8 protein-coding genes are annotated in these 12,761 nt (G+C 45.4%); 7 read left to right on the top strand and 1 reads right to left on the bottom strand.

The window, feature by feature from the left end; genetic code table 11:
* The first annotated feature begins 5 nt into the window (after positions 1 to 5).
* The gene (locus tag B5P39_RS20745; protein WP_037426871.1) at positions 6 to 2,690 is read left to right on the top strand and encodes a TraC family protein; all 2,685 of its coding nucleotides are present in this window, start codon (positions 6 to 8) and stop codon (positions 2,688 to 2,690) included.
* Positions 2,691 to 2,720: 30 nt separating this feature from the next.
* On the opposite strand, the gene B5P39_RS20740 is transcribed toward B5P39_RS20745, so the two are convergent.
* Positions 2,721 to 3,443, bottom strand: a complete 723-nt coding sequence (locus B5P39_RS20740; RefSeq protein WP_037426869.1) for an HDOD domain-containing protein — start codon at positions 3,441 to 3,443, stop codon at positions 2,721 to 2,723.
* 138 nt (positions 3,444 to 3,581) lie between these two features.
* Here B5P39_RS20740 and B5P39_RS20735 point away from each other — a divergent pair, with 138 nt between their 5' ends.
* The 6 genes from B5P39_RS20735 (at position 3,582) to B5P39_RS20710 (ending at position 12,571) form a co-directional block, all read left to right on the top strand.
* A complete protein-coding gene (locus B5P39_RS20735) occupies positions 3,582 to 4,073 on the top strand; it encodes a hypothetical protein (protein WP_037426866.1) in 492 nt (163 codons plus the stop codon).
* A 68-nt stretch (positions 4,074 to 4,141) separates the two neighbouring features.
* Positions 4,142 to 6,136 carry a helicase-related protein gene (locus B5P39_RS20730; RefSeq protein WP_088212823.1) on the top strand — a complete coding sequence of 665 codons (1,995 nt, stop codon included), beginning with the start codon at positions 4,142 to 4,144 and terminating at the stop codon, positions 6,134 to 6,136.
* A gap of 55 nt (positions 6,137 to 6,191) precedes the next feature.
* Entirely contained in the window at positions 6,192 to 7,097 is a 906-nt protein-coding gene (locus B5P39_RS20725) for a thioredoxin fold domain-containing protein (protein ID WP_088212837.1), read from the top strand.
* Between the two features lie 185 nt (positions 7,098 to 7,282).
* Positions 7,283 to 11,527, top strand: coding sequence for an Ig-like domain-containing protein (locus tag B5P39_RS20720; protein ID WP_088212822.1), 4,245 nt, complete (start codon positions 7,283 to 7,285; stop codon positions 11,525 to 11,527).
* 133 nt (positions 11,528 to 11,660) lie between these two features.
* Positions 11,661 to 12,122, top strand: coding sequence for a type II RES/Xre toxin-antitoxin system antitoxin (gene parS, locus B5P39_RS20715; RefSeq protein ID WP_050991311.1), 462 nt, complete (start codon positions 11,661 to 11,663; stop codon positions 12,120 to 12,122).
* Positions 12,119 to 12,571, top strand: a complete 453-nt coding sequence (locus tag B5P39_RS20710) for an RES family NAD+ phosphorylase (protein ID WP_037426858.1) — start codon at positions 12,119 to 12,121, stop codon at positions 12,569 to 12,571. Before parS ends, B5P39_RS20710 begins: the two co-directional genes overlap by 4 nt.
* The last annotated feature ends 190 nt before the right edge of the window (positions 12,572 to 12,761 follow it).

The following is a 12,761-nucleotide window of genomic DNA, read 5'->3' as shown; positions in this document are numbered from 1 at the left end:
GCGAAATGACAACTGTAAATAACTGGAAAAATAGTCTAGGCATTGAGAAATATTCCTCAATCATCCCAATCTTAGATGAATTTGTGAGTGAGGAAGGGGAACATCTTGGTTACATCCTAGAAGGGGGTTACCTTGGCGTAACGTGGCTATGCCCACCGTCAGGTGGTTATGGTGCGAGTACGATTTCCACGCTGGATTCGATTTTCAAAAAAGTCTATCCAGAAGGGACTGTGCTGCAATTCTCGCTAGTGGCTTCAGACGACTTAGTAACAGTGTTAGACAATTACCGACATTGCCGTGGCAAGCGTAATCGGTTCGATACGGTCATTGATAATGACAATATGACCGAATACATGGTTGATTATTATAAAGCGCTTGCTGATACCTCAATCCCTTCGCGAGATATGGAAGGTGTACCGCTTCGCAACTTCGAGGTATGGGCCTCAATCAAGGTGCCTATCAAGAAAGCCATGCCGACTACAGAGGAAGTCGAAGATTTTGTAGATATGGCTAACAACCATGAAGCGTCATTACAACAAATCTTTGGTGTAGCGACCAAAATGCAACCTGAGATCCTAATTAACCGATTGCAGATGATCCACAACCCATCCCCGAATGCAGTTTGGCGCCGTGGAATTAAAGTAGATGGTAGACAAGGCTGTTACCGTTCTACTCAGCCCATCCGTGCGCAGTTGCTTGAACCTGGCACTGAGGTCAAAGTCGATGGTTCTGATTATATGGCGATTAAAGCAGAAGATGGTTCTACACGATTTATTCAAAGTGTGAGCATTAAAGAGTTCCCAGATTCCATTTACCAAGGCACGTTACATTTAATGACTGGCGATTGGTTGAAAGGGGATGATGGCGCTATTCCCGGCAATTTCATGATCAACCTTGTTGTTGAAATGAGCCCTAAGAAAGTCGCTAAGGATTACTCCAAGCGCCGCCTAATGGCCAAACAGATAGGTGAAGGTCCGTGGGCTCGTTGGATTTCGTCTTTGAAATACGGCCTGCAAGATTTTGAATACTACGAGCATTATCTAGAGCGAGAAAAGGCTCAGCATTGCCGCTTTCATTTAAACTTTCAAATGTGGGGACCGACTTTAAAGTCAGTTAAGAACTGCACTAAAAAACTAATCACGCGCATGGAAGGCTTTAGTTGGTCAGCTGGCGTGGATAGCTTGATTGGCCGTTTCACTTGGCTAAATGGTCTGCCAATGTGTACCTCAAGTGAAGTCAGTAGTTTCATTGAACGCTTTGACTTTCTCCCTAGTAACTTGGTCAAGTTCTTCGTTCCTATGGTGGCATCGTGGCCAGGAAACGCAGTTCGACACCCTGTGCTGACATACATTGCCCGTGATGGTCAGTTAATCACCTTTGACCCATTAAAGTCAGACTCCAATTACAACATCTTTATAACCGCAACCTCTGGCGCTGGGAAGTCGGTCTCTGCTAACTATTTGATTGAAGGTCTACTTTCAACCGGAGAAAACCGTTATCCAGATGCACTTGGTAATATCCACGGTGATCCTGATGGTGGCCGCGTATTCATCATCGACTCAGGTCGCTCATACGTTAAAACAACAGAGTTGTACGCAGGACAGTTCGTAGAGGTTATTCCGGACAACCGCTTTGCGTTTAACCTATGTCCTTTTAAGAGTATCGACGAATCTCAAAAAGATACTGATGAAGGCGTTGTAGATAGTGACGCTAACAACTATTTAGGCGCTCAAGGTGAAATGCTGTTGAACATCCTGAAGTTGATGGCTTTCCCACTTGGAGACTGTAACAGCTATCAATACTCTGCAATGTCAGTATTGCTCATGCAACTGTGGAACGAGAAGGGTAGGGAAACCAGTATTGACGATTTCGCTGATGCTTGTGCCAAACATCCCCGAGAAGAAGTTCAACAAATCAGCGACCAATTGACTCCTTGGTGTTACTTACGCGGTGGCCAAAACAGTTGGATGTTCAACCCTAGCAAGCCGCCCATTCAGTTTGAGAAGGATTTAGTGGTGTTAGAGCTAGACGGACTTAACGGTTCAGACCAGCTCAAAGCGGTGTGTATCATGCTGTGTATTCAACGTATTCAGCAGGAAATGTTTAGGCATGATCAACTGCATATTGTGAAAGCCTTTATTCTCGATGAAGCGTGGGAGTTCTTAAAGGAAAACAAGGGTGTAGATGAGCAGACCCGTCAGGTTCTTCAAACTCTGGCAAAATTCCTCGAATCTGGTTGGCGTCGTTTCCGTAAGTACAACAGCCTGGGTGTGTGTATTTCGCAATCGATGAAGGATGCCAACGAGTCGCCTGCGGGTATCGCGATGGCCAGTAACTCGGCTCACTTATTCTACCTCATGCAAAACGGAGAGGAACTGGCCCGACTCAATAAAGAGGGTAAGTTCATTGAGCAGGATTACCTTTTACTGAGGAATATCAAGACTGTTAGGCCGTTTTTCAGTGAAGTTCTGTTATGCAGTGGCGGCACAAAATCTGTAGGCAGGCTATATCTGCCAAGGGCTAAAGCACTGACTTACTCTACCGCTCCAGACGAGAAAAAACAGATTGAAATCATGATGAAAGACAATGGGGTCGATATGTTTACTGCTTGCCAGATGATTGCTGAAAGGGAAGGAAAAGATCTAGTCGGGACATGGCGACGTCGATTCGACGCCGAAAATGAATCTTAGGCCTGCTGCTCGCAGGCCTCGCGTTCTTACTTAAAAGAATGGATTAGCGTTGATACTGGAAACAACTTCTTCAAGCTGTCTCTCAGGGAGGCTCGAATCTACCCCAGGGAAGGGGGATAACAGATGTTTATGGGCAACAGCGGAAATCGCTAATGTGATACTCGAATGTTCATTGGCAAGATACAGCTCTATTGCTTGCAGTGTTTCTTCAGGGAATGACCAGTGTCGAATGAACACAGGAAGTAGTTCTTGGTTGAGTGCTGTGCATTCACCAATTGTGACATTAATACCCATGTGATCAGCGTAACCAGCTACCAGCATAGATCCACCGAATAACGCAATGCCTGTGATATACGAACTGGGTTTGCGCTGAATGTAGTCGAGTGCGATGGCGGTGTCGATTGAATAGTTTATGAGTTGAGTACTGACGTCATAAGCGGAGCTAGGCAAAAGTTGTCTTAGCATGTAGGTAATGATCAGATTGACACTTCTGAGCGTTCCTAGTTTGGTGATTGCACGTTTTAAATCATCAAAGTTTTTAATGACGGGTAATGCAGCTGAATTGGCTACACGAAGGAACAACGCAGCGAGAGCAGCATCATTACCAACAAGTCGGTAAAGTTCATTAATGGGATCGTCGTGCTTCAAAATTTCCCTGATCTCCGGTACGGGGACATTTTTGATAAGTAAATCAAACTGAGCGCTTTGGGTTGCGTCAGTTATTGATTTAGCCGATATGGTGTAGTTAGCCATAAATCATCCATTAATTAACAGCTTAGACGCTTAGACTGAAGAGTATCATGAAACACCTGATTGAGTGTAATCGTACATCAGTATCTATGCCGTACAAAAAAATTAATTAGTATAAACTACTTTAACTATGGGGGTCGCATGTTGAGAAATATAAATTGTATGGTGTTAGGTTTGATGTTGGCTGTTTTTTATTCGTTCACGGCGCCAGCATTCGCATCACCCGCGCCTAATGAGGCTGAAAGCTGTGCTGTTGCTATGGCCCAGTTTCGCTATTACGCACATGGTTATGAGACTGGGGCTAAATGGATCCCAGGCAGTTTAGAGGCACCTAAGTACGCAGAAAGCGAAGTCAATCCAGAAGGGGTGATTATTGATTATTATATTGCTAAAGAGTACACCGAGGGTAGCAATCAGATCCCTGTTGAAATTACTCGTCGATTAATTCACACGGCATATAACAACTATCAATCGGGTCATAGCGCATCGTTTGGGAGCTACTGGACGTTGGCCTCGTGTATGGGGGTTATTAATAAGCCAATCGAGTTCCTAGGACGCTGTGACGAAAGAGAAGCGCAGCCGACGAAAAGGGGATTCCAAGAATTCGTGCAGTGTGCTAGTCCCAACATCTAATTCTCAAAATTTGCCTCAATCAAGAAGCGTGATCTAATGGAGACATAGAACACGAATCGGATTGGGGCATGACAGACACGTCTTTAGAGCAATTATCCAAGTTTGGCATAACTGAGTTATGGCAAGTTGGACTTGTAATGCCTCTGCAATACAAAGATTTACGCCTTGTTCAATATGACTTGAATCCCTATCAAGGCTTCTCTGGGATGACGCTTTTCGGCGGTCATATTCACTCCGTATCTGACATCAAGTTAGGACGCACTAAAAAACGCAGTCCCTTCATCATTGTTGAGCTGACAGACCAACAGGGGTTCCGACTGAAAACCTTCGTTTACGACACAGCTGAAAACCTAAAATCGTTGAGCAACGGGCTCGCGATGGCTAATCAGCATCACCCTATCTATGTCTATGGCTTACCGGAATATCAAAACCAACAACTGATTTTAAAAAATCAGGAGTTTGTTGCCCCCGATGATTTAGGGCGGTTGCATGTGTGCTATGAACTGGCCAAGGGAATGAGCAAAGCGGAACCCAAGGTAATCGATTTCCTCAGCCGCTTACTGTCAGAACGTGATGTTATCAAGGAGTGTGCTGACAAGATTAGAGAGCTGCTTTCAGCTACCGCTGTAAGTAACAAACGACTAAAGCAATTTCTGGGTGCAGCCCCGAGTGACAACATCGAGCAGATGTTACAGGAGATCCATTTCCCCGATTGTGTTCAACGAGGTTACGCACGGATTCGGCAAGTTAGTAAGTTAGCAGCAGTCCTCATTGGTGCAGAGGCAAAGAAATTGGCGTCACAGTGGGGAGTAAAGCGTGTCCCGTTGCAGTTTGAGTCAGAGGCGATAGATAACCGCATTAAATCGTTACCATTCCAAATGACCGAGGAACAAAAATCCGCGGCATTTAGTATGGTCACGCAAATGACTTCGGCAGTATCTCAACACATGATGTTAATTGGTGACGTTGGCACCGGAAAAAGCTGTGTGATTGGCACCTGTGCCGCCTCAGTTGTGGATGCTGGTGGGCGAGTGGCCATTATGCTGCCTACTTCGAATTTAGCGCGTCAGTTACATCGAGAGTTCTCTGAGTATTACCCTGACATCAGCCCGACGTTAGTCATTGAAGGGGAGATCATTGAAGAGATTTCCCAATGTCGAATGTTGATTGGTACCACGGCGATTTTACACAAACAGTGGCCATTCACATTTGATCTGGCCGTCGTGGATGAGCAGCACAAGTTTTCAGTAGAACAGCGTGAGCTTTTTTGCGCTGACGGGGCGCATTTACTGGAATCGACAGCAACCCCAGTACCGCGAACTGCGGCTTTGCTGAAACATGGAGTGCTGAAGGTATACGAGCTAAAGCATTGCTTCGTAGATAAGCGTATTGAGAGTCGTTTGTTAGAGCATTACGCAGGTCGAGACTTGGCAATAAGAGCGTTAAAAACGCTTCAAAGCGGCCAAAAGTTATTGATCGTTTGCGCCCTTAAAGATGAAAGCCAGTGTGAGGCATTTGCGGATATTCAGAATGCGACAGAGGCATACGAGAAATGGTGCCGATTCATCCATAGTAATCGTCACCTCCTGCCGGATGGTAGCGGGGTAGTTCTGGCGCATGGAGGGCTAACAAACGAAGAAAATGCTGCGGCAATCGATGCGCTCAATACGGGTGATGCAAACGTGCTGGTAGCGACGACATTAGTTGAAACTGGGCTGACGATTAAAGGGTTAACCCACTGCATTGTGATGAATCCAGACAGGCTAGGTCTCGTCCAACTCCATCAGCTTAGAGGGCGCTTAGCAAGGCACGGAGGGGTAGGGTACTTTGATTTACTGTTACCCCTTGAAATAAGCCCAAAATCAAAGGATAGGCTAGAGTTAATTTCTCAAATTTCTCATGGCGTGACGCTAGCGATTGAGGACATGAAATTAAGAGGATTTGGCGATTTAACCAAATCAGGTCGCTCGCAAACGGGAGTTAATCAGCGATATTTGTTCGGTTACAAAATCAATCTTGATGATTTAAACGATGCAATTGAGTTGATTGATTCCTCAAGTTAGGCCAAAATCAACACAATTTTATTAATCCAAGCGCTTTATGGTTTATGGGCAAGGTATGAAACTACAATCGTTAAGCAAAAAATCGTTCATCGCATTTATTGTTATCTTGGCTCTTGTCCTTCTCGCTTGGGTAGTGAGCCAGTTCAACAGCTATAAAACATCACTACCAACGGGTGTTGCCAAAGATGGCCCAACGGCCCTAGCAACTTTGTTGAGCAGTAACGTCAATAACAAAGTGATCCAGAAATGGAGTGTCACCGACGGTTCGCAAAATATCACGGGCTGGCTGGTGGATCTGAGTGGTCAAAAACAAATTTATTGGAGCACGGGTGACTTTGTTATTGCTGGTGGTCTGGTGGATGCGAATGGCGTCAACTTAACGGAGCAGTGGGCAACGACGCTGGGCATCTCCGAAGCCGATAGGAATCAGCCACAACAAGCAGGTCAAGCACAACGCGCACCTGTTGCTCAGCAATCTTACACTGAGCAGGATTGGCAAAGTCTCACTGCGGCGAAATACATTCAACTGGGCTATGAACAAGCGTCAGCTGAGAAAGCTATTTATGTATTCTTTGAACCCTTCTGTAGTGCTTGCAGTAGTTTACTCGCACGTTTGAAACCCGAGATTGAAAGCAAACAGTTGGATGTGCGCTTGGTGCCGTTAGCGTGGATCAGCGCCAACTCTGTCCCAGCAATCCAATCCATGATTGATGGCGGTAAGGACGCGGTGTGGAAGCACGAAGAGGCGAAGCAAACTAAAGCTGCTTATGCCACTGCAACCCCAACCCCAGAAACTAAGATGGCCATCATCCAAAACTCTGAGCTCATGGGTACACTGGGCATCCAAGGTACGCCGACGCTGTTTTATCGCAATGGTGGTGAAATGGTCAAAGTGGTGAATAACTTTGCCGCAATCTCCCAAGCCATAAACTCGCTACAACTCACCGCATCAGTCAATTAATTTCCCAACTCCATAAGGAGATCCCATATTGGGATCTCCTTGGTATCATAAACTCATTTGATTAATTTAATGTGTATTAATTCATCGCAAAATTCCCATTAATTGCTCAAAAAATGGGTAAATAAATTTATCCATTTATATAATTCTGATAACCTATGTAATCATAAAAAAATGTTGGGTTCAGAATGCGCGACTTAACTTTCAGTAAATCCGCTATAGCGCTACTTATACTAGCGCAATCGGCGTGGTCATTTAACGCTTTAGCTGTATCCGGTGTAACCATCACTGGTGAACTGTCTGCAAAAATGCCCGAAATCGTCTTGACCCCACCTTCAGGAGTGGTGGCAAACGTCCAGCAGGTGCAAATCAAACCAACTCAAGGATCCGGTGCGGGTTGTAGCTTAACGACGGATGTAGCGGCGGCAAAAGCCTTTACGCAATCCCAAGGTAACATGCTCTGTTTACTGGAGTGGAGCTTGCCATCAGGGTTAAGCACTTACAGCGATGGTATTCAGGGTTACTTGAATAACTCTGGCAATAACATCATCGGGTATACCGTAAGTATTTATTCTGGCAGTGGCAGTGAAAAAGTGCTGGTTGAAACAGGTTCGATGACTGTGGAAGCGGCGCAAGCTATTTCCCCAAACATCGTTGAAATCGTAAGTGACTTAACCACTGGTATCCAGTTAGGTTCGGACGTAACCAGCAACAGCAAGGGAAACATCCTCAAAACCGTCCAAGTTAAGACCGATTCAAGGCCATATACCCAAGTAGTTAATGCGCCGAGTCTCGGGGCGTGTACCATCCCGATTGGCAGCACATCATGTACCATGTCCACAGCTGGCACGACTATTGTTACCGACACAAGCAGTTCGACGGGCTCAACCAACTACAGCATGAGCGTAGATTCGGATAATGGCTATTTCAAAACCATCAATGGCCAATATCAGTCGCAATACAATCTCGCATGGGACTTCAGGACCGCGACACTCGACGATTATATGATGCAAGCGGTGGCCTCGGGTAACGAGGTGCCAATCACTAAAACATTTGCTGACGGCACGACACTAACTATCGATAACGAAAAAGCGCTATTAACAGTAGCTACCCCTCACGCGGGTAAATCAGGTACGTGGTGGCATCCACAGGCGACTATTACGCTAAAACCAGATCCACAGTATTCAATCAAACAACCAAGCTATAACCTGGCAGGAAATGACATTCTCTCTACCGATGTTATTACCTTACCTACGGGAGAACTTAAGCTGAGCCCTAAGCTCGTTGAGCAGCATTCCGATGTATGGGCATTCGAGTTTGACCTGTCTTCGCTTCCAGATGGCGTTTACATCCCATACGCGACGTTGACGGACACTTACAGCAACACCTGGGAAGGTGTCGTAGGTGAGTCCAGTAACATCGATAGAAATCCTCCAACTATCAGGATTTACAACACTAACGGCGGCATTGTTAACGCTGCCGACCCTATTTATTTCTTTGATGATATTCTCGTTGCGGCTGTTGATTCCATGTCTGGTGGGGGGAAGGTGATTGCTGCGTCAGTGGATGGCCAATCAGTTCTTGGAGATGGTATTGATGAAGGGATTGAGTATTTAAAAATGCTCAAAACTCCAGATACTCCATTAGAGCCCAATACTGATAAATTACTATCTGTGGTAGTCCAGGATAATGCTGGTAACACATCAGTACAGGAAGTCTCAATTCGATATATGCCAGTAAAATGGCAGATAGATGACAGAAGCCAGACCTATCGAAGAGGTGTTCAAGCGGTCTCTATGCCACTCAAAAACACCGAGGGGGTTGGTTGTCGCATGTATGCGTCAGCTGAGCAGGCACGTAAAGCTGGTGGTCAGTTAAATTATCGCTGTTTTATTGAATGGCTACAATTCCCTGATGGCACAGGCTCTGAATGGTCTAACTCTCAGCAAGTCCTCGCGGGTACGTTCCAAAAAGCGACCAGTACATCCTCACTTAACGAGGCTAAGTACAAGGTTTGGATGATCAACCGAAAAAACTCAGAAGCGCTCAGCTTTGTGGGTTCGCAAGCATTTAAAGTGACTGAGCCGGAGCCGCCAGTAGTAACTGTTGCTAAATACCGTGAATTTAAACCTGACATTTTTACGACGACAGTTGATGGTGGGGTGATTACCACCACGTCAGCTGAGTTTATTAACGGTGATTTAACTTTTTCAATCACTAGCAGTGATGGCACTCAGGTGTCATACCCTTACACACAATCAGGCTCAGCTCAGTCTAAAAAGCGGATTGGTAAAGTTTTAAGTGTGGGGGCATCTGCCTTGTGGACCACAAGAGATATTGAGCTAAAAGCTCAGTACACTGGGGACAAAACCGCGTTAGGCACTAAGAAGGTTAAAGTTCTGACTGTGCCAGCTAATACTATTGTAGCGAAGCTAGAAACCCCCGAGGTACTTCAAAACACTCAGTCTACGATCACTGCTAAAGTGAGTATTGGCTCTCTGGACTTCTTAACTCGAAAAATGACTTACGATAAAGAGACTATGGGTGATTGGTCTGCGGTCATTGCATTGGAGTCGCGAAACAAAGAAGGTACTAGCTATCAAAACCTAACAGAGCCATTAAAGCTTAACAGTGAAGGTGTGGCATCTGCGGAAATCCCATTCAAGGACTTTTCTATCGGCAGTTCTCGCTTAGTGGCTCTGGTGACTGTGGACAGTAAACTGGCTGATTACCAAAAAACGATTAAGAGTAATTCTGCATTTTTCCAGATTTATAAAGGTGAGGCTATTGACGGAGATATCCTGATAAAGCGCATGGCGGGTAAAGCGCCATTCGCGGCTCAATTGCTATACGTACCTAATACACTAAATGACCGTCGTGCTAAAGGCGACGTGACTTGGGAAATGTCGAAAGATAGTGGCGGTACATGGGAAGAAATTGCCACTAACAAAGACTTTGTGCAAATCCTGTTATCTAACAAAGGTATCTATCAATTTAGAGCCCAGATTGCTAACAAGTACAGCGGTATTAAACAGACCACCGATTTCCAAGAGGTGTTGGTGTACGACCAACCAGAACTGAAGATTGAGGGTGTTAGTGCATTACATGCTGGCGAGATTGGCCAATATAAGCTGCTTGATAATGATGAATCAGTCGATTTGACATCAACCGAAGTAGAATGGTCGTTAGATGGCGTGAACTGGGTGAAAGGTGATGATAGTTTCACGTTAACGATGGACAGTGAAACTCGCTATAACATCTATGCTCGCGCAGCTTATGTGAATACTGATTTGGCTGGCGACGCCAGGTATGCGAAGGCTACTAAGATTGTACGTGCCGCACGTTTACAACCTGTGCGAATGGCATTGCCGGTGATCAAGGCGATGGAAGAAGGCGTTCCGTACACACTGGAAGCGACTACGAAGCTAGCGGATACCGCTGCGGGTACGCCAATCATCACTGAGTGGACATTACCAGACGGCACCAAGACGTTAGCGCCGTCCATCAGTTACACCCCAACAGCGGCAGATGTCACTAATAAGCTGGTTACACTACAAGTCAGAGCATGGGCAGAGGGGTATCAGGCTGAGACTGAAAACCTGAAACGGTTAACGCCTGCTGCATGGAGATATACTTTCCCATCTTTTGAGATCATCAGCAAAACGAACAGTAGTTATGCCCCAACTTCTGGTTCAATGTTGATTAACACACCGACAGATCTCCCTCCTTACTATTCAGGAGTGACTTTCTCAGTAGAATGGAAAATCCCTGAGACATTTGAAGTGGTTCGTAAGTCAGATAAGCAAGTGGTTTTCAATGTGACGGAAGCGGGAACCGAGAATGTTCAAGCTACGGTCACCGATAACAGAGGAAACGCTAAGGTGGTTTCAAGCTATATTGGCACCAACCAAGCGCCGGAGCCCCAGTTGAGCATTGAGCCACGTTATAGCAACACTATGATGCGCGAGCCATTAACCGTGATAGCAAACTTGTCAGGCAAAATGGGACATCCATTAGACAGAATCAACACGGTTAGTTGGTATCTAGATGGCAAGCTGGTGGAGCCTACCAATCTGAGGGTGATGGTAAGTGGTGTTGAAGCGGGTGTTCACAAACTAAAAGCGGTTATGACATCCGTATTCAACATCCAACGGGAGTACGAAATGGAAATCCCCGTTGCCAAAAACGTAGAACCCAAATGTAACGTGAAGGAAAGCAATTATTCCAACATTCTCCGACTCGATCTGATATGTACTGACGAAGATGGTAAGATGGCGAAATACGAGTGGAACATTAACGGTGAAGTATCACCCTACATTGGATCTTATATTTACGTAAGTAAGTCAACTGGTTATAGTGCTGTGATTATCGCTAGAGGCGTGGATGACTCTGGCGCTTACTCAAATTCTATTGAGAAACATTACACATATTAAACCGTTCAAATAAAGAATCCCGCAAGTGCGGGATTTTTTATAAATGCTAATTTCATGTGAGACATTAAAATTTGTCAAATGAGACGTATAGTGCGATAATTAATCATAATTTTGGAATGCAGGAGTCATTGATATGGCTGTTCAACAATTACGTGAGTTCAGATTAAAACCTAAAGCACATCAATCTATCTGGGCTAAAGTGGGGTTGCCTGCTGGCGAAGGCCCTGTGCTAAGTGACGCAATAAATCATGGGTTTAGTATTGATGTTGTGAATCGCTTTGCCGAAGCCGTTTCCATGCCCGTTACGAACCTTGTTCAGTATGCCGGTTTAAGCCGGGCAACCTTCGCCCGTCGGGTAAAGGATAAAGAACATCGACTGAAACCTAGTGAAAGCGAAGCGTTTGCAAGGATGATACGAATGTATGAAGCAGCAACTTTGATGCTTGGTGGAAACAAGGCTGATGCTATTCAATGGCTCAATGAACCCGCAATTGGATTGAACGGTAAAAGACCAATTGAGTTAATGGGCTCTGAGTCGGGCACATTAGATGTCATTCGTCTAATTAATAGATTAATGCACGGAGTTTACATGTGAAGCTCTATCGCATTGTATCAAAGCAGTACGTGGATTCTGCATGGAATGGACAAGGGGCTGCAATGTATGGGGGGCGCTGGAACTCATTGGGAGTACCGATGGTGTATACCTCTCCTACACTATCTCTAGCAATCCTAGAAGTCTTAGTGCATCTCAATTCACCCCGAAGATTCGATAACTTCGTCACGCTTGAACTGGAATTGCCCGAAAGTGAATTGATGATGTTGCCACAAAGCGAATTGGCCGAGGGGTGGCGATACAACGACATAATGTCCAGAGGGCTTGGAGATTCGTTTATAGAGTCTGAATCGGCGGCTGGACTGATGGTGCCCTCGTTTATTGTGCCCTTGGAGCACAATGTGTTGGTCAACCCTTCCAATCCAGTTGTAATTGAGTCGGTTAAGAATGCCGTTGATTTAAAATATCAAATCGATCCAAGACTAATTTAAGTTGTTGATTAGCTAGCATAGACAACTCGGTTAAGCGGGTTCTCATTTTATTTATCGGATAGTGCGGAAAACCTCGCCGTTCAGGGCGAGGATGAATAGCGCAACGGCGAAGCCGTTCTGAGGGCTACGCCGGAGTTTGTTGCTGCTCAATATACTGCCGGATGATCTCAATTGGCGCACCACCACAGCT

It is taken from the genome of Shewanella sp. Shew256 (assembly GCF_002196695.1).
Lineage (GTDB): Bacteria > Pseudomonadota > Gammaproteobacteria > Enterobacterales > Shewanellaceae > Shewanella > Shewanella mangrovisoli.
This window is presented reverse-complemented; position numbering and strand designations above follow the sequence as displayed.